The following is a 20,835-nucleotide window of genomic DNA, read 5'->3' as shown; positions in this document are numbered from 1 at the left end:
GATGTTCACGGCACTCCCGCTTCGGCGGTGACGACATGCAGGAGCTCTACGACATGGCGTTCACCAGACACGAACGTGCAGCCGCTAAGCGGGGCGAGTTCGCGGCGGCCTGGGGCACGTATGTCGATGGACATCCGTGGGACATCGACGTTCGAAACGTCAATCCATGCACGCTGGAGGTCCTGGCCGTCATGCGGGAGCCCGCTCCGGTCGAGATGGCCCTGATCTTCTCCGAGTGGCTGGCCGCCCTCCGGGCTGCGCTTGACAACGGCCTGTACGCCCTGGCCGCGACACTTTCTGGACGGAATCCGCCGCCGCAGGCTGAGCGAATCCAGTTTCCAATCTGCACGACCCCTCGTGAGTTCAAGCAGCAGTCGAATCGCTTGTCGATGCTGCCGACGCATGTCGTCGAGGCACTCGAAAAGTCACAGCCCTACCAGTCGCCCTACGGACCCGAGAGCAACCTGACCTACTGGATCCACGAGCTCGCACGCACTGACCGGCATCGCTCCCTCCACGTCGGGCTCGGGCGCATCGACGCCCATCGCATCCGCATTGCCGTGCCACCCGGCGTGAAGATCCAGTTCGACGAGACCGTAACGCCGTATCGCCAGATCGAGGGCGAACTTATCGTCGGACGATTCACCTGCAGCCGACCGATCGCTCCACGAGAGGTGCAGGCGGACCTGCGCGGGGTTGCGATCGCACCTGAGATCCAGGCATGGGCCGGTTTCACTCTGAACGGCAGCACGCAATCACTGCAGGACCGAATGATCTACACCGAGATCTTCACGCGCAATCACCTGGAGAACTTGGCCGCGATGGGGAACGTGACTCCAATAGGCGGATTCACGACCATCGATCCGGGCTCCAAGAACGACGTATCGCAAGTCCGAATGGCCGAGTGAGCGCGTGGGCCTGACCGAGCGCCCAACGAAGAGTCCGCCGCTGCGGTTAGGTAATCACCGTCGACGCTCTGGTTGAGCCGCAGGCGCGACGCACTCCTGCCGAATACCGTGCGGAAATCCAGGATCTGCGTTGTTGCGGCCGCCTCACTACTCCCCTAGATCCACAGCTTGGCGATGGAGGGACACTTCGCTGGCCACTCGCTAGACCTCAACTGATCCTGCATCGGCTTCCTCCCTCTGGTCGGAGTGCAATGTTTCAGCGAGACTTTCGACACGATGGAAGAAATCAATTGACTCCCAAGTTTCATCGAGCAGCGGATTAACACGACCGTCGAGGCCGCCAAACGCGTCGTTCAACGTCATCACGTTGTCGCGGACCGACGCCGCGGCATTAAGCAGAGCGGTCCCGCCTGGCCTTCGTCCGCGAGGTTGACGCTCATGTTGCAGAGGCGCATCAGCGTGCGTCCATCCGCCCGCGGCCGCGCGAGTCCTCCCCACGCCAAGGAAGTTCGCGCGACATCAGCAATGTTCCACGGCGTCAATCCGAGCTTGGTACTCTCCTCGGGAAGTTCGTCCCGCGCAATGAGGGCCGATACAGCCGCCGCCTGCACCAACAGGGTCTCTCGATCCTCCTTTCGGACCTCCCTCCTGAAAGCGCTCCATGTCGGTAGCGGCTCGCGGGGCCGAGTAGGGGCTTCTCCACCTGGTCACAAACCGATTGTCTCCAAAGAACATCGATATTCAGGGCGGCCCCGCCGAAAGCTGAGCCTCAGGGTCGGCGATTCCCTCTGGAGCTTTTGCACTCACACACGAACATGCTCTGTCTTTGCTCAAGAGTTGGTCGATGGTCCCGGGTCGCTGCTACTTTCTGGGTGCCTCTGCGCCGTGCGCGCAGCTGGTCGATGCGTTCGCACCTGAGTCAGAAAATTGCCACGCGAACGAAACACGACAGGGGCATCAGGACTCAGCCCCGCCCCAGACTGACCTTGGCCTACCTTTGGCGGAGACTCACTCTCAACCTGCCAGTTCTGTGCGGAGCGTACTTGGAAACCACACCTTCCGTCTTGAGTTTGTCCAGGATGACTCGCGCGGAAGGGGTATCCGCAACCTCCTTGAGCCCAAACCCGGGATCGGCGATCTTCTCCCATGGACTGTTGAGCATTCGCAATACCCTCCTGAGCTCATCTCCCGTCAGACGATCGATAAACCTGGCCGTGAGTTCCAAGGTCGTTCTCTTTCCTACGCCGCCTTCCAGGGCCATCCGCACCCCACCGAAGTTCAGCTTCCATTCCCCCGCCATTGCGCCCTCGGCAAAGGCCTCATACGCATCGCGCGGGAGATCGGAATATGCCGAGAGAACCTCGACCACTGGATAGTGGTGCTTCTTGAGTTGGTTGTCGCGTAGTAGGCGGGAGACATATCTCGCACTCAGTGAGTCAGGGCCCACGAACGAGCTGAAGTTGTCCGAGAGAGCGATCGTCGATGCCTGTGTTGGCCAATCGACCATGAGTCGAGCAGAGAAGGCTTCCTCATCGTCCGCAATGAGCTCAGCCCTAATTAGTTCGCCGACAAGAGAACCGGAGCGGGGCGCGATCGCGGAGGTCGGCAAGGTCCCGGGCTCCAATGACTCGGCCAACTGAACGCGATGCTCAGCTTCCAAAAGGTCAGACGGAGAGTTGATGACGGCCACCGCAACCCGCGCCCTCGCCGCATCATCCAACTCGTCTATCTCACCTAGCTCCGCTACCCCCGCGAGCGCGGCCGCGAGGTCATCGTCGACTTCGTCGTATTCATCGAGGTAGTTGATGGCATTGCTGGCCGTCATCAAAGCGTGCTGCGTACGAACGAGTGCCGGCCATGTCTCCACCGGAACCCGCTGCAAGTCATCGACGACGCAGTCCGAAGCCGCACGCGTAATGATCTCCGCAATTGCGTCGGAACTCTCGCCACCGGCCTCCCGAAGATATGTCACCAAGAGAGGGGCTGACGCCACAGAAGCTTGAGTCGCCGATTCACGCAACGCGGAAGCATAGTCGCTCGGCCTCGCCGCAATGTGAGAGAGCGATGCCTTCCCTGATCGGGCGACGGCATCGAGCGAGATGTCATTTGAACCCGTAATAACCTCGAGGTTCTTGGGAGTAATCGACCAGGCATCGGTCTCGCGAAGCGCAACGACAGCGTGTGGCCCGACACCGCGCAAGTCCGGTAGCACTGCCCCGACCGCCGCGAGGAACTGAACGACGTGTCTCGCGGATGTCTGCTCCGCCGTTGCACCGAGCGACGGCATGCTGAAGTATCGCGATTCAATGAGTGAACGAACTTCGGGAACGACCACGAAACTGACGCCCCGCCCTCGATTGTTGATTGCGACGTCGACGAATTCCGCCTTCTCATCGGGGCTAAGCGTCGCGTTGCTTGCGAGCATGGCGAGGGTATCCGACATGACCGATGCCATACACGCCGCAAAAGACTTCCTCTCGACGCCAACCTCGAAGTAGCGCTCGACAAAATCCGAAACGGACACGTCCCCTGCGCCCTGAGCTGAGCGGAAGGCGGTTTCTGCGTCTTTGAATCGCGCGGCGAGCAGGTGATCGAAGATCCCAACATTCAGCATGCTGCGCTCACCGAGTACTGTGCTGCCCTGGTCCTTCAGAATCGCTTCGACGTCCTCGGAGTCCAGCGGATAGTCCATGTCCACGAGACCGTGCTCGACGTATCGCATGACATAGGTCATCGCATCCGGCCGGATCAACTTGCCGTAGAAGGATGACACGTGAAGCGCGAAGTAAGACGTGATGTAGCCGTTGATCACCAAGTCCGCGGCGAGCCGCGACGGCATGAGATCCTTCGTCCAGCTCTGGAAGTTCTTCGCCTGCTCGCCAGGTTCGAGCGCATGTCGAAAGTTGGGCTCGCCGCAAAGGCGCTCCCAAGTGTGCCGTCGTAGCATGCTGATCTTCTCTTCGTTCTCCTCCAGTACCTGCCTGCTTGCTTCTTCAGCCTCAAAGGAGAACTTGTCTGCCGCAAGCGACAGCCCCAATAGGTCCTCCAACACGGAGCGCGTAAAGCTCATGTCGCGGACCGTATAATTGACGCTCACCTGAACTTGAAGCCCCGGGTCCTTGAACTCTTGCCAGAACTCAAGGGACTGCAACTGATCATCGGTCACTAGGTTCCCGCCGTACCTGATGTGTGCAGCAGCCAGGGTCGTTCCCGGCGCGTTGGAGAGGGCCGTGAACCGCGTACGCACAGCCTTTCCAACCGTCCTGGCGTGATCCTTCGCTCGTGTCTCGGCGTTGATGCTCGCCCGCAAGACACGGTTCTCCTCGCGTATTGACGCGATGTTCGCCCGAACAAAGACGCGCCAGTAGCCCCACAACCGATCGAGAGAGCTGGACCCGAGGCGGATCTTCTCAAAATCGCCCATATGCGCGTTCTTGAACAAGATCATCGCAAACAGTCTGTCTGGATCGAGTTCCGGAACCGGAGTTGCGACATCGAGCAGACGATGCTTGAAAACCGCGTACTCATTGATGATGTTGTGGATGAGACGCATGTCAGCGACGTGGCGCGCGGCAAGATCGATGAGGTCTTTCGAGACGACGAGTTGCCTTCGCTCAAGAAGGTCCGCCATCAGATCCCGTGCATTCTTGTGAGTGATGAACGGCACCACGGGGACGACCAGTTCGAAGAACTTCGTTCGATTGGCGCGGACCAACTCGGCGTGCGCTTCGTCATCGATGCCTGTGGTGGCGCCCCACCCAAGTCGCTCAAAGACGCTATCGCGAACGGCATAGATGAACCTGAAGTTCCGTCCATCGAGCTGCTGCGCGGCGTTCAGTAGGCTATTGAGAGAGCGGAGAGCCTCAAAGATGTGGGGGTCGTCGAAGCGATCCAAGTCTTCGATAACGACGATGTCACGTCTCTTGTTGACCTCGAAGAAGTAGATGATTTCGTCGAGGTATTCGTCAAAGAAGCTCGTTGAGCGCGATGGAAGTGTAATCGTTGCGGGTCCTGCCGTGACCTTCTCTACGCCCACTCTCCCTCGCACCAGTGCTCGGATCGCAAGCGTGACGGACCCTGCCAGCAAAGCAACGGCCAATAGCAGGAAGCTCAGACGCACCCATTGCGGCCGATCAGCAAAAGTCACCGCGATCGACGGCTGAAGAGTTACATCGAGACCAGCCACGAGTGCGATCGCGACGGCAGCCACACTCACGCACGCCGCGATTCCGAGCTCCGGCCACCAGCGGAATCGCATGATGCGGCGGAACCGCGACTCCCGAGCGCGTGTTGGCCGCTGCTGGTAGAGCAGTTGCTTGACGATCTCCTTTTGGATGCGGTTCGTCGTCGTTGCGGCTGCCGGATTGGAATCATCGGGCAACCCCGTAGCGTCAGGGTGCTCGCCGAGAGTGAGAAGCGAGAGTTCTACCACCCGACCCTCGTAGGCTTCCGCGACTTGACGGAGGACGCTGCTCTTCCCCGTCCCATACGTACCCGCCAGCGCAATGTTCGCTACCTTGGGCTGCGTATCGATCGTCTTCTTGAGGATGCTGAAGTACGTTCCATGGCGCTCAAATGCGTAGTCAGGAGCGAGGCTCGAGAGCTCGGGAGCCGTTGCATCTACCTGAATCTCCGGTCCTGAACGACGAGTGAACACCGCGATCCTCCATGGCAAAGGGTTGGAACAACGCCGGGACAGGCGGCTGTCTATCCAGATCCTATGAGTTGAGGCACCCAACGGCGGAACCAGTGTGGTCGGTGGCGCTTCCGTGGGTTCGTCCCAAGTTCGCATATGCATGAGCTGCCACCTCACGTAGTACCGCAGGAGCACACCCGCCGTTTGCCCGGCGGTGTTCAGCGAGCCGCTGCGCCAGCCGGCTTCGACGACGATGGTCGCGTCGCCCAGGGCCGCAATGAGTCTGTTGCGCGCACAAACGTCAAGTTGCGATCGTTTGCGTGTCGCCCTGTAGGCAGGCAGGTTATGCAGCCCGCGTCTTTCGCGTTGACGCGGGTGCGTCAACGGTGCTCGAGGTCCCTGGAGTTGCCCCGCGGCGGGTGATGGTCGCGAACGCGTCGAGCCGGTGTTCGTCGAAGCGGAGTCCTGCTCCGGGGTACGGGGTTGTCCCTGCGGAGTCGAGGCGAAACGCCACATGCCATCCTGATCTTGCTGTCTCGAGCTCGCGAACCGGCGCGACCTGTAACGCTCTCTAGTTCGCCCCAACAGCTCGAACGGGCGTCAACGTCAATACCTCTCCCATCGCAATGTAGGTGTGCAAGAACACGAATCGAGCTTCATCGACCGTCACGTCAGCATGAGTGCCCGCCGAACACCGTGAGTACAGATCAGCGATGGTCCGCCGAAGACGGTCTCGACGCCCCTTAGGAATTCCGCATTGATGCGTATATGCCTGCAGACGATTCAGCACGTTCTGCTGTCCGACCGACAACGTCGCCTCTGCGCCTATGGCGTATGGTTCCTCCTGCGCCGGAAAAACGTGGTCAGCACAAGAATCAATTAGCCGCCGACAGGTCGTTAGAGCTTGACTGACAGACTCCGGGTCACCGTCACGGAGACGGTCGGAGACGCTCTCGATCTTCTGGAGCGCCGACCCACTCGCTTCGGCCAGAGAACCATCGACTCGGCCTTGGATGTCTGCGAACAAGCTCGCCTGCAGCTCGCTAAACAACAGCTCGTGATAGGTCTCAGCCAACATTTCGTAGATCGTGGCGACTACCTGACCGGCGATCCCAGACCATACTCCGACCGCCTTCGCCTGCGATGCGATGCGCGCGTCGTGCTCGCGAGACGCTATCGTCACATAGTCCCCAGAGTAGTTTCCACCCCCTTGCATGGCCTTGATAGCCTCTTGGGCAGCTTCGAGGCTCGCCTCGACCTTTGCGATCGACTGTGGGTAGAACTTACTGTCGTCTTCGGTGACACGGCGCCCCGCTCGCGCGATCCATTCGGACTCTGAACCCGCGTATCCATTGCGCTCGCACGAGAGAAAAGCACTCAACTCATCGTGCCCTGTTAGTCGTGCGACCCTACTTGCCTTGAGAACGATCTCAGAGGGCTTCAGTCGCTTGAGCTCAATGTCGGCCAGGATCTCCTCGGCGACTCGCAGCGCCTCATCTTGTCTAGTCACGGCACCATAGAATCACGGAGCCCTGCAGCGCTGAGACAACGACGCGGCGCATTCGGAACCCATCATCTTGAAATCAGCGCCACCAAATACTCCGGAGCACCAAGCTCCAGCACACGGAACACCACCGCTGGCGGTGACACGCGGCCAGTGTCGCCCCTGGGACACCAGTACTCCTCCTCGGCGGGAAGCGATGCATCATTTCGCGCGATCGACATAAGACTCACGCATCGTCGAGCGGTCCGACGTCCCCACTAGCAGACGTCCTGCGGTGAGCTAAGGGCGGGCGGGTGTCTTCATCGCTGTCGAAGCCTCACTCCTCGATTTCGTCGATCGCCCGCTCCAGCCGCTGGACCTTCGCTTCGATCTCACCCTCGTAGCCTGGCCGGATGTCCGCTTTGATCACGAGCGAGATCCTCGACCCAAACGGCTCCACCGCCTCGGTTGCGCGCTTGACTACGTCGAACACCTCGTCCCAGCTGCCTTCCAGCTCCGTGAACATGCTCGAGGTCCTCGAGGGCAGGCCGGAGTCGCGGACTACCTTGACCGCAGCTGCCACTGCGTCATGGACGGAGCCGTCTGCGCGACCTGTGCCGGACGGGGCGACGGAGAATGCAATCAACATGATGAGATCCTCTCTCAAGCGGTGACGCGGTCGGAAGCCGAACCATGCCTTAGACGATCGATATTCGTGAACATGCTCGTGGTGCGGTGCGCGAGCCCGGAGGCGCGGACCACGGCCACGGCGGCGGCGACGGCGTCGTGCACCGAGGCGTCGGCGCTCTCCGAGCGCTCGGGGGCGGATCCGCTGGGGGCGACGGAGAAGGCGACGAGCATCAGGACCTCCTGGTTTCGGGGAGTTCGGGGGCGAGGGACGAGGTGCGACGCACCGGGGTGCGCACGATCGCGCGGATCGCGATCACGCAGATGACCACGACCAGGATGTTGCGGGCGCTCAGCAGGGCGATCGGCAGTGCCTCGGCCGCCAGCAGATGGTCGTACACGACAGGGTAGACCGCCTGGGTGAGCGCGTAGTCGAGGAGCACGAGGATCGCGGGAATCCGCACCCGGGGGCCGTCGAACAGGCACCACAGCACGAGCGGGGCGAGCATCCACACCTGGAACTGCGGCGAGCCCACCTTGTTACACGCGATCAGGATCGCGACGAGGGCGAGCATGGTCGCCGGCAACAGGCGCCGCGCCGAAGCCCCGGCGCGCAGCTTCCAGAGTGCGAGCGCCGCCACGGCGACCACGCCCACGACCATGAGCGGGGTGAGCAGCGCGGCGACGACGTCGACGCCGGGGCCGGCGAGCTGGAAGGTCAGGATCTGGCGGTCGTACTGGATGCGCGTCACGCCGACCTGGGTGAGCCACAGCAGCGGAGTCGCGCCGACCGCCTCGATCTGCAGCCCGCGGCCGCTCATCTGGCTGAGGAAGCCGAGCAGGTTCTTGGACCCGCCCAGCAGCACGAGTCCCAGCACGACGACGAACGTGACGATCGCGGCCGAGACGATCATGCGGATCCGGCCGCGCAGCAGCGCGAGCGCCGCGACGAACAGCGCGCCGGGCCAGATCTTGATCCAGGCGCCGATCGTGAACAGCGCGCTCGCGACCGCAGGGCGGGAGAACAGCCACAGCCCGCCGATGATCGCGAGCGGCACGGTGATCGCGTCGATCCGGAACATCGCGATGGGGCCGAGCAGCACGAGCGCGATCATCCAGAGCAGGGCGGCGCCGCGGCGGATCCGGCTGCGTCGTGCCACGGTTCCGCGCAGCAGGAACGCGAATCCCACGGCATCGAGCGCCGTCACCAGGATCGACCAGGCGACGACGTAGCTCGCGGATCCGACGGCGTACGACCCGGGGACCAGCGGGTGGATGAGCTGTGACAGCCCCTGTGCGATGAGCATGGGCACGAGGGCGAGCTGCGGGTAGACCCAGCTCTCCGTGACGCCGACGATCGCGCCTCCGCCGAGGGCGTTCCTCGCCCACGGCTCGTACACGAAGACCGTGTCCCCCATCGGCAGCGCCGGCATGACCCAGCCGATGGTCGCGACATACAGGTGCGCGACGACGAACGCGAGCCACAGCACGGTGAGCGGCAGACCAGCCCTGCGCAGGGTCGTGGACGCGCGCCGGGCGGCGCCTCTGGTCGGTTCGGCACGGGTCGCGCCCGTCGGCTCGGCACCGCTCACGCGCGGCCCTCCTCGGTCTCTTCGTGGTGTTCGATGTGTCCGGCCCCGGCGTCGTCGGCGGCGAGCCCGAACGCGAACGCGGCCGGCAGCGCCTCGGCGACGTCCAGCGCGACAATGGGATGGCCCGGGCGGCGAGCGCCGACCTCCGCGGCGATGCGGCCGGCGGTTCCGTGCAGCCAGGTGCCTGTCGCGGCGACCTCGGCGAGGGGCGTCGCCGGATTCAGGACGCGGCTCGCCAGGAGCGCGCCGATGACGCCCGCGAGCACGTCGCCGGTGCCGGCGGTCGCCAGCCACCCCGTGCCCGCATCCACCGCGATCGCCTGCGCGGCGCCGGGGTCCGCGATGAGCGTCGTCGCGCCCTTCAGCAGCACGGTGCCGCCGAGGGCGTCGGCGGTCTCGCGCACGGCATCCGCGCGCCGCGCCGGATCCTGCAGCGTGTCGGTGTCCACCGGATCCAGCCCGAGCGTCGCCCGCAGCCCGCGGAACTCGCCCGCATGAGGCGTCGCGATCACCGGCGCCGTCGCCGGCAGCAGCGCCAGCGCACCCGCGTCCACCACGATGGGGACGGTCCCGGCGAGCAGTTCTCTCAGCGCCGCCGTCTCGCTCTCCGCCTGCCCCGCATGATCGGTGCCGGATCCGATCACCCAGGCGTCGCCACGGACGCCGCCGAGCGCATGCGCAGTCTCGACTCGGGTGCCCACTCGCACCGAACGATCATCCGCCACGATGGGATCCGTCACGATCGTCTCCGGCCGCCGCGCGAGCACGAGGTCCGCCGCACGCCGGGGACCGACGTAGCGCACGTAGCCGCAGCCGGCGCGCCAGGCGCCCTCGACGCCGAGCACCGCCGCACCCGGATACGCGTCGGATCCGGTCCGCAGAGCCACGACGCCGCGGCTGCGCTTGTCGTCGCGCTCGCCCGGCGCGCGCAGCAGTCGGCGTACGTCCCGACTCGTCCACACGATGCGGTTCTGCGCGTCGTGGGCGCCGGCGGACGGAGAAGGCATGGGGTCAACGGTACTGGGCCGACGCTGTGCGCGCCGCCGCCGGGACGTCGCAGGGCGGATCCGGCCCTCGCGCACCCGCGCCCCCTCCACGACGGGTAGCGTCGTCCCGTGAGCCTCCTATTCTCCCCACTGACCATCCGCTCCCTCACCCTGCGCAACCGTTTGTGGGTCTCCCCCATGTGCATGTACAGCGCCGTCGGCGGTATGCCGCAGGAGTGGCACCACACGCATCTCGCGCAGTTCGCCTCGGGCGGCGCCGGACTCGTCGTGGCAGAAGCCACGGCCGTCGTGGCGGAGGGCCGGATCAGTCCGCGCGACACGGGCCTGTGGAACTATGCCCAGCGGGACGCGTGGAGGCCGATCGTCGACGCGGTGCACGCGCGCGGCGCGCGGATCGGGGTGCAGCTCGCGCACGCCGGCCGCAAGGCCTCGACGTGGTGGCCGTGGGCGCAGGAGCACGGCTCCGTCCCCGCCGACGATGGCGGCTGGACGACCGTCGCCCCGTCGGCGATCGCGTTCGAGGGGTTCGCCGCGCCGGAGGCCCTGGACGCCGCCGGGATCGCCGGCGTCGTCGCCGCCTTCGCCTCCGCCGCGCGCCGCGCTCTCGACGCCGGCTTCGATGTGCTGGAGATCCATGGCGCGCACGGCTACCTGCTGCACCAGTTCCTCTCGCCGCTCAGCAACCACCGCGAGGACGCGTACGGCGGATCGCTGGAGAACCGGGCCCGCCTGCTGCTCGAGGTCACCGCGGCCGTGCGCCGGATCGCGGGCGACGAGGTCCCCGTGTTCGTGCGGATCTCGGCGACGGACCACGCCCCCGGCGGCTTCACGCCGGACGAGGCCGCGACGGTGGCGGACTGGGCGGTCGCGCACGGCGCGGACCTCATCGACGTCTCGAGCGGCGGACTCGTCGCGCACCAGCGCATCGAGGTGCATCCGGGGTATCAGGTGCCGCTTGCCGCGGCCGTGCGCCAGGGCGGTCGCATCCCCTCCTCCGCGGTGGGGCTGCTGACCAGCGGCGCGCAGGCCGAGGCCGTGCTCGCCGAGGGCTCCGCGGACGCGATCTTCGCCGGGCGGGAGTGGCTGCGCGACCCGCACTTCGGCCTGCGCGCCGCCCACGAGCTCGGCGACGAGATCACCTGGCCCGACCAGTATCTGCGGGCCCGCTGGCGCTGAGCAGCGAGCGCAGCGCCCTTCGTCTCGCCTTCGGCTCGCTCAGGGACCGATCACAGCGCACCCCCCGAGCGAGCGCAGCGCCCTTCGTCTCGCCTTCGGCTCGCTCAGGGACCGATCACGGCACGGTCCCTCAGCGAGCGCAGATCAGCGGCCGAAGCCGCGGCGGGTGATGTCTCGGACCTCGCCGACGAGCTCCTCGATGATGTCCTCCAGGAACAGGATCGCCGTGGTCTCACCGGCCGCGTCGCGCACCTGCGCGAGGTGACGGCCCGCGCGACGCATGATCGCGAGCGCGTCCTCGAGGTCGGTGTCCTCCTGCATCGGCACCATCTGGTGGATCCGCTTCGCGGGGATCGGCGCGGCCGCGCGCGCCGCAGCATCCGGCCCCTCGGCAGAGCGGATCACGTCCTTCAGGTGCACGTAGCCCACCGGCACGCCCTCGGGATCGACCATGACGTAGCGCGAGAAGCCGTGCTTGGCGACAGCGCGCTCGACATCGTCCGGGGTCGCGCCGAGCGGCAGCGTCACGAGGCCCGCGAGCGGCACGGCGACGTCCCGCGCGTCCTTGTCGGTGAACTCCACCACCGCGCTGACCGTGCCCGCGGAGTCCGTGAGCATGCCCTCGCGCCGGGACTGGTCCACGATCGTCGCGACCTCGTCGAGCGTGAACGTCGAGGCGGCCTCGTCCTTCGGCTCGACGCGGAACAGCCGCACGACGCCGTTGGCCGTGGCGTTCAGCCCGCGGATCACCGGGTAGAAGACCTTCGAGATCCACACCAGCGGCGTCGCGAGGATCAGCACGGCCCTGTCCGGCACCGAGAACGCGAGGTTCTTCGGCACCATCTCGCCGAACACGACGTGCATGAACGACACGATGACCAGGGTGATGATGAACGCGATCGCGTCGACCGCTCCCTCCGCCAGCCCGAGTGCGCCCAGGGGGGCTGCGAGCAGGTGGTGCATCGCGGGCTCTGAGACGTTCAGGATCAGCAGCGAGCACACGGTGATGCCCAGTTGCGAGGTCGCCAGCATGAGCGTGGCGTGCTCCATCGCGTACAGGGCGGTGCGCGCGGAACGGGATCCGCGCTCGGCGAGCGGCTCGATCTGCGAACGGCGCGCGGAGATCACCGCGAACTCCGCCGCGACGAAGAACGCGTTGAAGGCGAGCAGCACGAACAGCCATGCGATTCCGGCCCAGTCGCTCATCGCTCGCCCCCTTCCTCGGTCGCTGCCTCCGGCGTGAAGCGGATCCGATCCACCCTGCGGCCCTGCATGCGCACGACGTGCAGGATCCCGCCGGGCACGGGCACTTCGTCCCCGGCCTTGGGCAGGCGCTCCAGCACGCTCATCACGTAGCCGCCGATCGTGTCGTACACGTCGCCCTCAGGCACCTCGATGCCGGTGCTCGCGCGCAGCTCATCGGGGCGCAGCTCCGCGGGGAAGGTGATCCCGTCACGGCCCTTCACGACGCCCGCCCTGCTGCGATCGTGCTCGTCCGACACCTCGCCGACGATCTCCTCGACGAGATCCTCGAGGGTCACGATCCCGGCCGTGCCGCCGTACTCGTCCACGACGATCGCGAGCTGGTACCCGCCGCCGCGGAGCTCTGCCACGAGCGCGTCGAGGTGCACGGTCTCCGGCACCCGCAGCGGCTCGGAGGCGAGCGCGCCCACCGGCACCTCGGTGCGGCGATCGCGCGGCACCGATACGGCCGCCTTCAGGTGCACGACGCCCGTGATGTCGTCGAGGTCCTCGTCGAACACCGGGAAGCGGCTGTGGCCGGTGCGCCGGGCGAGGCCGATGACGTCGTCGGCGGAATCCGCCGCCGCGATCGCGTGCATGCTGGGCCGCGGGGTCATCACGTCGCCCGCGGTCAACCGGGCGAACCCGAGGCTGCGGTCCAGCAGCGTCGCGGTGTCCTCCTCGAGCAGCCCGGCGCTCGCGGAACGGCGCACGAGTGAGCTGAGCTCCTCCGCGGAGCGGGCTCCGCTGAGCTCCTCCTTGGGCTCGATGCCCATCGCCCTCAGCACGCCGTTGGCGCTTCCGTTCAGCACCGAGACGATGGGGCGGAACACCACGGTGAACGCGGTCTGGAAGGGGATGACGACCCTGGCCGTGGCCACCGGCAGCGCCAGCGCGAAGTTCTTCGGCACGAGCTCGCCGAGGATCATCGACAGCGTCGTGGCGATCGTCATGGCGACGATCACGGCGATCGTGACGGTGACGGCCTCGGGGATCCCCCACGAGCCGAGCACCGGACGGAGCAGGTTCGACAGCGCCGGCTCCATCGTGAAACCGGTCAGCAGCGTCGTGAGCGTGATGCCGAGCTGCGCCGACGACAGATGCGTCGACGTGATCTTGAGCGCAGCGATGGTCATGCCGAGACGGCTCTCGCCGCGATCCCGTCGCGCCTCCAGATCGGCGCGGTCGAGGTTGACCAGTGCGAACTCGCTGGCGACGAACAGGCCCGTCCCCACGATGAGCAGAAGCCCCACGCCCAACCAGATGTAATCCATCACGGTGTCACCTCCGACGAAGCGGAGAGCGGGCAGTGGGGCGATGTACTACACGAGGGAGGGTCGTCCATGGTGCAGACGATTCTACTGTCCCGCGGTGGGAGCGAAGCTGAGCGGATGCCCGATCCCGGACGCGTTCACCAGCTGACCGGCAGCGCCTTGCCCTCTTCGTAGCCGGCCGCGGACTGCAGACCGACCAGCGCCCGCTCGTGGAACTCGGGCACGGACGAGGCGCCGGCGTAGGTGAACGAGGACCGCACGCCGGACGTGATCATGTCGAGCAGATCCTCGACGCCGGGGCGGAGCGGATCCAGGTAGATCTTCGAGGACGAGATGCCCTCGGCGAACAGCTCCTTGCGTGCGCGCTCGTAGGCGTCGAGCCGGCCGAAGCGCGCCTGCACCGCCTTGGTCGAAGCCATGCCCCAGGACTCCTTGTAGAGGCGCCCCTCGGCGTCGATCTGCAGCTCGCCCGGCGCTTCTATCGTGCCGGCGAACCAGGAGCCGACCATGACCGACGCGGCTCCCGCGGCGAGCGCGAGGGCGACGTCGCGCGGGTAGCGCACTCCCCCGTCCGCCCACACGTGCGCGCCGAGCTCGGCGGCGGCCTGCGCGGTCTCCAGCACGGCGGAGAACTGCGGACGACCGACCGCGGTCATCATGCGGGTGGTGCACATCGCGCCGGGTCCGACGCCGACCTTCAGGATCGATGCGCCGGCCTCGACGAGATCGCGCACGCCGTCGGCGGTGACGATGTTGCCCGCGACGATCGGGATGCCGAGCTCGAGCGCCGACACCGTGCGCAGGGCGCGGAGCATGCCCTCCTGGTGGCCGTGCGCGGTGTCGACCACCAGCACATCGACCCCCGCCGCCGCGAGGGCCTTGGCCTTGGCGGCGACGTCGCCGTTGATGCCGACGGCCGCGGCCACGGCGAGGCGCCCGGAGGCGTCGACCGCGGGACGGTACAGCGTGGAGCGCAGCGCGCCGCGCGCGGTCTGCGTGCCGACGAGGTGCCCGTGCTGGAGCACGCACACCATCTCGGCCTCCACGGCGGTGATCGCGTCGAAAGCGGCACGCGGGTCGGCGATGTCCTCCGCGTCGAGCGACGGCGAGTCCGCGCGGACCAGATCGCCCAGCTGTGCATCCCGCAGAGCGGTCGCGAGGCGGACCGCGGGCAGGATCCCGTGGATCGCGTCGACGTGCAGGCCGTCCGGCCCGCCCGGCGCATCGGCGACCACGATGCCGTGGCCGTCGGTCGCGGGCAGCAGCCGCAGCGCGTCCTCCACGGTGGCCAGCGGCGAGAGCACGAGCGGGGTGTCCCAGGACACCGGCTGGCGCTTGACCCAGCGGATCGCCTCATCCAGATCCTGCAGCGGCATGTCCTGCGGCAGCACGCCGATGCCGCCACGGCGCGCGAGGGTCGCCGCGAGTCGAGGACCGGTCACCGAGTTCATGTTCGAGGACACGAGCGGGATGGTGGCGGGGGTGCCGTCCTGCGGTGCGAGATCGACCTGGAGGCGGCTCGTCACGTCCGAGCGGCGCGGCACCAGGAACACGTCGGAGTAGGTGAGGTCGACCATGGGTGCTTCGCCGGAGAACTGCATGCTCTCAGGGTAGCCGCCCCCGCCCGGATCGCCTCGGGATCGCGTCCGGCGGACCGCCGGGGGCGACCTTGGGAAGGGGCGGCGGCGAAAGGTCCTGCCATACGCCGCGATCCACGCCCGCAGGGCACCTCCGACACGTTAGGCTTGACACCCGGATGAGTGGCCATACCCGGAGACCACCGGGGACGGATCCCACCAGATTCAGCGATGAAAGAGGGCGATCGAGCGTGTCGAGCCAGGTGACCGGCGTCGGGACTTCTGGAGATGGAGAGTTCGGGGCCAATTCCTGGCTCGTCGACGAGCTGTACGAGCAGTTCAAAGTCGATCGCAACTCCGTCGACAAGGAGTGGTGGCCGGTCCTCGAGAACTACCATCCCTCCCAGCCCTCGGCGGCTCCCGCCGCCCCCTCCTCCCCCGCGGCCGCGCCGGCCGCTGCCGCCGCCGATGCGCATCCGGTGACCGCGCCGATCCCGGTGATCGGCCAGCAGCCGGTCGCGCGCACGACGACGAAGCCCGCGCGCCAGGCCCCGATCCCCGCCCAGGCGCAGGACCGCACCGCCGCGGAGCCCGGCACCGAACAGCACGAGGACGTCGTCACGCCGCTGCGCGGCATGCCGAAGACGCTCGCCGCCAACATGGACGAGTCGCTCACGGTGCCGACCGCGACGAGCGTGCGCACGGTTCCGGCGAAGCTGATGATCGACAACCGGATCGTCATCAACAACCACATGTCCCGCACGCGCGGCGGCAAGGTGAGCTTCACGCACCTCATCGGCTGGGCGCTGATCCAGGCGCTCAAGGAGTTCCCGAGCCAGAACGTGTACTACGCAGAGGTCGACGGCAAGCCCAGCGTCGTCGCCCCCGCGCACGTGAACCTCGGCATCGCGATCGACATCCCGAAGCCCGACGGCACCCGCGCCCTGCTCGTTCCGAGCATCAAGCGCGCCGAGACCCTCACCTTCAGCGAGTACCTGTCGGCCTACGAGGACCTCATCGGCCGTGCGCGCGGCAACAAGCTGACCGCCGCCGACTTCCAGGGCACCACGCTGTCCCTCACGAACCCCGGCGGCATCGGCACCGTGCACTCCGTGCCGCGCCTCATGAAGGGCCAGGGCTGCATCATCGGCGCCGGCGCCCTCGAGTACCCGGCCGAGTTCCAGGGTTCGAGCCAGAAGACGATCGACGTGCTCGGCATCGGCAAGACGATCACGCTCACCTCGACCTATGACCACCGCGTCATCCAGGGCGCGGGCTCGGGCGAGTTCCTGAAGAAGGTGCACGAGCTGCTGATCGGCGAGCGCGGCTTCTACGAGGGCATCTTCCGCGCCCTCCGGATCCCCTACGCGCCGATCCGCTGGAACAAAGACATCGCGGTCGACCTCGCCGAGCGCATCGACAAGACCGCGCGCGTGCAGGAGCTCATCAACTCCTACCGCGTGCGCGGCCACCTGATGGCCGACATCGACCCGCTCGAGTACGTGCAGCGCACGCACCCCGACCTCGAGATCGAGACCCACGGGCTCACCTTCTGGGATCTGGACCGCGAGTTCGTCACGAACGGCTTCGGCGGCCAGCGCCAGCTGAAGCTGCGCGAGATCCTCGGTGTGCTCCGCGACTCCTACTGCCGCACGCTCGGCATCGAGTACATGCACATCCAGGACCCGGATCAGCGCCGCTGGTTCCAGGACAAGGTCGAGGTCAAGTACGTCAAGCCCGGCCACGACGAGCAGCTGCGCGTGCTCAGCAAGCTCAACGAGGCCGAGGCCTTCGAGACCTTCCTGCAGACGAAGTACGTGGGCCAGAAGCGCTTCTCGCTCGAGGGTGCGGAGTCGCTCGTCCCGCTGCTGGACGAGATCCTGCAGGGCGCAGCCGGCGCGGGCCTAGACGGCGCCGCGATCGGCATGGCGCACCGCGGCCGCCTGAACGTGCTCGCGAACATCGCAGGCAAGACGTACGGCCAGGTGTTCCGCGAGTTCGAGGGATCCATGCAGCCGGGCAACCAGCGCGGATCCGGCGACGTGAAGTACCACCTCGGCAAGGAGGGCACCTTCGTCGCCGACGACGGTGCCGAGCTGCCGATCCTCCTCGCCGCGAACCCCTCGCACCTGGAGACCGTCGACGGCGTGCTCGAGGGCATCGCCCGCGCCAAGCAGGACCGCAAGCCGATCGGCACCTTCACCTGGCTGCCGATCCTCGTCCACGGCGACGCGGCCTTCGCCGGCCAGGGCGTCGTCGTGGAGACCCTGCAGATGTCGCAGCTGCGCGGCTACCGCACCGGTGGCACGATCCACGTGGTCGTGAACAACCAGGTCGGCTTCACCACGCTGCCCAACGACTCGCGCACCTCCGTCTACGCGACCGACGTCGCCAAGACGATCCAGGCGCCGGTCCTGCACGTGAACGGCGACGACCCGGAGGCCGTGGTCCATGTGGCCCAGCTCGCGTTCGAGTACCGCGAGCGGTTCCACCGCGACATCGTGATCGACCTCGTCTGCTACCGCCGCCGCGGTCACAACGAGGGCGACGACCCGTCGATGACGCAGCCGCTGATGACCGACCTGATCCAGGCGAAGCGGTCGGTGCGCAGCCTCTACACCGAGTCGCTCGTCGGCCGTGGCGACATCACCCAGGAGGAGTACGACCAGGCCAAGGCCGACTTCCAGAACCGCCTGGAGATCGCCTTCGCGGAGACGCACGCGGCGGAGACCGGCGCCACGCCGATCGCCCCCGACCTCGCTCCCGTCGACGACCAGGTCGGCTCCCCCGAGGTCACCGGTGTGCCGCTCGAGGTCGTACATCTCGTCGGCGACGCGCACGCGAACAAGCCCGAGGGCTTCACCGTGCACCCGAAGCTGCAGCAGGCGATGGACAAGCGCGTCGACATGAGCCGCAACGGCTCGATCGACTGGGGCTTCGGCGAGCTGCTCGCCTTCGGCTCGCTGCTGGTGGAGGGCACTCCGGTGCGCCTCGCCGGTCAGGATTCGCGCCGCGGCACGTTCGTGCAGCGCCACGCCGTGCTGCACGACCGCGCGAACGGCCAGGAGTGGCTGCCGCTGGCGAACCTCTCCGACAACCAGGCCCGCTTCTTCGTCTACGACTCGCTGCTCAGCGAGTACGCCGCGCTCGGCTTCGAATACGGCTACTCGGTCGAGCGTCCCGAGGCGCTGGTGCTCTGGGAGGCGCAGTTCGGCGACTTCGTGAACGGCGCGCAGTCGGTCATCGACGAGTACATCTCCGCGGCCGAGCAGAAGTGGGGCCAGCAGTCGAGCGTCGTGCTGCTGCTGCCGCACGGCTACGAGGGCCAGGGACCGGACCACTCCTCGGCCCGCATGGAGCGCTTCCTGCAGCTGTGCGCGCAGGAAAACATGACGGTGGCGCGTCCGTCCACGCCGGCGAGTTACTTCCACCTGCTGCGTCGTCAGGCGTACGCGCGCCCGCGCAGGCCGCTCATCGTGTTCACCCCGAAGGCCATGCTGCGTCTGCGCGGCGCGACCAGCCCGGTGGAGGACTTCACGCAGGGCCGTTTCGAGACCGTCATCGACGACAACCGGGAGCTGGACCGCAACGCCGTCAAGCGCGTGATCTTCCACTCCGGCAAGGTGCACTGGGACCTGGTCGCCGAGCTCGAGAAGAACCCGAACCCCGAGGTCGCGCTGGTGCGCGTCGAGCAGCTCTACCCCGTGCCGCTGCGCGCGCTGAAGACCGTCGCCGACACGTACCCGAACGCGGAGATCGTGTGGGTGCAGGAGGAGCCGGAGAACCAGGGCGCCTGGCCGTTCCTCGCGCTGCACTTCCAGACCGTGCCCGGCCCGCGCGTCGTGCGTCCGATCACGCGTCCCGCGTCGGCGGCGCCGTCGACCGGATCCTCGAAGGTGCACGCCGCGGAGCAGGCGGATCTGCTCTCGCGGGCGCTGACTCTCTGAGCCGTCCGCTCAACCGATCGACGCGGTGTCCCGGTTCTCCGGGGCACCGCGTCGTCGTCCCCGCGCCCGGCGCACCACGGTCACGGCGAGCGCGATGACCGCGACGGCGGCGGGGACCACGAGCGCGACCCCGGCGAGCAGCAGCAGTCCGACGGTGCAGACCGAGGCGATCACCGCCATCCACCAGCCCGGCGTCCGCCGCGGCAGGATCCGGATCGCGGCGATCATGCCGATCGTGTAGACGGCGACCATGCTCGCGGTGTGGATGAGGATGAACGGCTGCAGGTCGAACCCGGTCGCCCAGGTCACGGCGAAGTAGGCCAGGACGAGTGCCATCGACAGCATCAGGGCGCGCCGCGGCACCGCACCGGACTCGGCGCCCTTCGCGAACCAGCGCGGCAGATCGCCGTTGGATGCGAGAGAAGCGCCGAGCTTGCCGAACGCGGCGAGGTACACGTTGAGCACCCCGAGCGCGACCACCGCCGACACCACGCCGATCAGGGTCGGCGCCGCGCGCACCCCTCCGGCCTCGGCGAGATCGAGCAGGACGACGTCGCCGTGCCCCGCCCTCTCCCCCAGGGCTCCGACCGTCACGACCTGCAGAGCGAGATAGGACCCGCCGGCGAGCACCAGGGTGATGGCGGTTGCGAGCGGGATGGTGCGTCGCGGCCGTGCGAACTCCCCGGAGATGTGCGTCCCGACCTCCCAGCCGGCGAACGCCCACACGAACATCACGATCGCGGTGCCCACCCCGCCCCACCCGTGCGGCAGGAACGGCGTGAAGCTCTCCGGTCGCACCGCGGGGGCCGCCACCGCGACCACCACGACGACGATCGCGAGCAGCAGGCCCGTGAGCACCAGCTGCAGCCAGCCGGTGAGCCGCACTCCGAAGAGGTTGGCGACGAACGGCACCACGAGGAATCCGAGGGCGAGCCACGGGATGCCGGCGCTGTCGATTCCGACCGCGGTCGCGATGTAGCGTGCGCCGAGCACCGACACGACGGGACCTCCGGCCGCGACCCCGAAGAGGAACCAGTACCCGGTGGCCCTGGCCGCGGTCGGCCCGAGGGCGCGACGCGCGTAGCTCGCGACACCGCCCGGATCCGGATGACGGGCGGCGAGCGCGGCGAACGCCCCGGCGAGGGGCACCGCCAGGAGCGTGATCACCCCCACCGCGATGAGACTGGCGGGGCCGGCGGTCTTCGCTGCGAGCCCCGGGAGCACGAGGAGGCCCGTGCCGAGGACCGAGGCGAGGTACAGCGCGATCCCCTGCGCCAGGCCGAGGCCCGATGGCGCGTGCGTGCCGAGATCGGCGCCATCGGATCCCTCGGCGGGGCGGAGTGCGGTCATGCCCTCACGGTAGCGA

At 67.2% G+C, this 20,835-nt stretch carries 13 protein-coding genes and 1 pseudogene; 3 read left to right on the top strand and 11 right to left on the bottom strand.

Features of this window, described 5'->3' with window-relative positions; genetic code table 11:
- Positions 1-35: 35 nt before the first annotated feature.
- Positions 36-908, top strand: coding sequence for a hypothetical protein (locus CQ044_RS02395; RefSeq protein ID WP_105686606.1), 873 nt, complete (start codon positions 36-38; stop codon positions 906-908).
- Positions 909-1,899: 991 nt separating this feature from the next.
- On the opposite strand, the gene CQ044_RS02390 is transcribed toward CQ044_RS02395, so the two are convergent.
- From CQ044_RS02390 to CQ044_RS02365, 7 genes and pseudogenes are all read right to left on the bottom strand, one after another.
- Positions 1,900-5,565 (bottom strand): hypothetical protein, encoded by a 3,666-nt coding sequence (locus CQ044_RS02390; RefSeq protein ID WP_219844915.1) that lies wholly within the window; start codon positions 5,563-5,565, stop codon positions 1,900-1,902.
- Positions 5,566-5,736: 171 nt separating this feature from the next.
- Positions 5,737-5,835: pseudogene (locus CQ044_RS19715) on the bottom strand (DNA-processing protein DprA); the annotation flags it as partial.
- Between the two features lie 280 nt (positions 5,836-6,115).
- Positions 6,116-7,054: a hypothetical protein gene (locus CQ044_RS02385; RefSeq protein ID WP_105686603.1), complete on the bottom strand. Its 939-nt coding sequence runs from the start codon at positions 7,052-7,054 to the stop codon at positions 6,116-6,118.
- 310 nt (positions 7,055-7,364) lie between these two features.
- On the bottom strand, positions 7,365-7,676 hold the full coding sequence (locus tag CQ044_RS02380) for a thiamine-binding protein (RefSeq protein ID WP_105686602.1): 312 nt from the start codon (positions 7,674-7,676) through the stop codon (positions 7,365-7,367).
- 14 nt (positions 7,677-7,690) lie between these two features.
- Complete coding sequence (locus tag CQ044_RS02375; protein ID WP_105686600.1) at positions 7,691-7,888, bottom strand: thiamine-binding protein; 198 nt, start codon at positions 7,886-7,888, stop codon at positions 7,691-7,693.
- Positions 7,888-9,246 (bottom strand): hypothetical protein, encoded by a 1,359-nt coding sequence (locus CQ044_RS02370; protein ID WP_258133125.1) that lies wholly within the window; start codon positions 9,244-9,246, stop codon positions 7,888-7,890. The genes CQ044_RS02375 and CQ044_RS02370 overlap by 1 nt, the downstream gene beginning before the upstream one ends.
- Complete coding sequence (locus CQ044_RS02365) at positions 9,243-10,253, bottom strand: ADP/ATP-dependent (S)-NAD(P)H-hydrate dehydratase (protein ID WP_105686599.1); 1,011 nt, start codon at positions 10,251-10,253, stop codon at positions 9,243-9,245. The genes CQ044_RS02370 and CQ044_RS02365 overlap by 4 nt, the downstream gene beginning before the upstream one ends.
- Before the next feature lie 108 nt (positions 10,254-10,361).
- On the opposite strand from CQ044_RS02365, the gene CQ044_RS02360 reads away from it, so the two are divergent.
- The gene (locus tag CQ044_RS02360) at positions 10,362-11,429 is read left to right on the top strand and encodes an NADH:flavin oxidoreductase/NADH oxidase (RefSeq protein WP_105686597.1); all 1,068 of its coding nucleotides are present in this window, start codon (positions 10,362-10,364) and stop codon (positions 11,427-11,429) included.
- A gap of 144 nt (positions 11,430-11,573) precedes the next feature.
- Here the strand turns inward: CQ044_RS02360 and CQ044_RS02355 are convergent, their stop codons facing one another.
- From CQ044_RS02355 to CQ044_RS02345, 3 genes are all read right to left on the bottom strand, one after another.
- Positions 11,574-12,635, bottom strand: coding sequence for a hemolysin family protein (locus CQ044_RS02355; RefSeq protein ID WP_105686596.1), 1,062 nt, complete (start codon positions 12,633-12,635; stop codon positions 11,574-11,576).
- Positions 12,632-13,945 carry a hemolysin family protein gene (locus tag CQ044_RS02350; RefSeq protein WP_105686594.1) on the bottom strand — a complete coding sequence of 438 codons (1,314 nt, stop codon included), beginning with the start codon at positions 13,943-13,945 and terminating at the stop codon, positions 12,632-12,634. Before CQ044_RS02350 ends, CQ044_RS02355 begins: the two co-directional genes overlap by 4 nt.
- Before the next feature lie 137 nt (positions 13,946-14,082).
- The gene (locus CQ044_RS02345; protein ID WP_105686592.1) at positions 14,083-15,546 is read right to left on the bottom strand and encodes a GuaB1 family IMP dehydrogenase-related protein; all 1,464 of its coding nucleotides are present in this window, start codon (positions 15,544-15,546) and stop codon (positions 14,083-14,085) included.
- A gap of 227 nt (positions 15,547-15,773) precedes the next feature.
- On the opposite strand from CQ044_RS02345, the gene CQ044_RS02340 reads away from it, so the two are divergent.
- Positions 15,774-19,469 (top strand): multifunctional oxoglutarate decarboxylase/oxoglutarate dehydrogenase thiamine pyrophosphate-binding subunit/dihydrolipoyllysine-residue succinyltransferase subunit, encoded by a 3,696-nt coding sequence (locus CQ044_RS02340; RefSeq protein ID WP_181158154.1) that lies wholly within the window; start codon positions 15,774-15,776, stop codon positions 19,467-19,469.
- Positions 19,470-19,478: 9 nt separating this feature from the next.
- Here the strand turns inward: CQ044_RS02340 and CQ044_RS02335 are convergent, their stop codons facing one another.
- The gene (locus CQ044_RS02335; protein WP_105686590.1) at positions 19,479-20,819 is read right to left on the bottom strand and encodes an APC family permease; all 1,341 of its coding nucleotides are present in this window, start codon (positions 20,817-20,819) and stop codon (positions 19,479-19,481) included.
- Positions 20,820-20,835 lie beyond the last annotated feature (16 nt).

Source organism: Microbacterium sp. MYb64 (genome assembly GCF_002979495.1).
Lineage (GTDB): Bacteria > Actinomycetota > Actinomycetes > Actinomycetales > Microbacteriaceae > Microbacterium > Microbacterium azadirachtae_A.
Note: the sequence above shows the minus strand (reverse complement) of the source record. Positions and strands in the feature narration are given on the sequence as shown.

What these genes read in the sequence shown, in the direction of transcription:
- CQ044_RS02395 (WP_105686606.1), top strand. Translation starts at nt 36, where the DNA reads ATGCAGGAGCTCTACGACATGGCGTTCACCAGACACGAACGTGCAGCC.
- CQ044_RS02380 (WP_105686602.1), bottom strand. Translation starts at nt 7,676, where the DNA reads ATGTTGATTGCATTCTCCGTCGCCCCGTCCGGCACAGGTCGCGCAGAC.
- CQ044_RS02375 (WP_105686600.1), bottom strand. Translation starts at nt 7,888, where the DNA reads ATGCTCGTCGCCTTCTCCGTCGCCCCCAGCGGATCCGCCCCCGAGCGC.
- CQ044_RS02365 (WP_105686599.1), bottom strand. Translation starts at nt 10,253, where the DNA reads ATGCCTTCTCCGTCCGCCGGCGCCCACGACGCGCAGAACCGCATCGTG.
- CQ044_RS02355 (WP_105686596.1), bottom strand. Translation starts at nt 12,635, where the DNA reads ATGAGCGACTGGGCCGGAATCGCATGGCTGTTCGTGCTGCTCGCCTTC.
- CQ044_RS02350 (WP_105686594.1), bottom strand. Translation starts at nt 13,945, where the DNA reads ATGGATTACATCTGGTTGGGCGTGGGGCTTCTGCTCATCGTGGGGACG.
- CQ044_RS02345 (WP_105686592.1), bottom strand. Translation starts at nt 15,546, where the DNA reads ATGCAGTTCTCCGGCGAAGCACCCATGGTCGACCTCACCTACTCCGAC.
- CQ044_RS02335 (WP_105686590.1), bottom strand. Translation starts at nt 20,819, where the DNA reads ATGACCGCACTCCGCCCCGCCGAGGGATCCGATGGCGCCGATCTCGGC.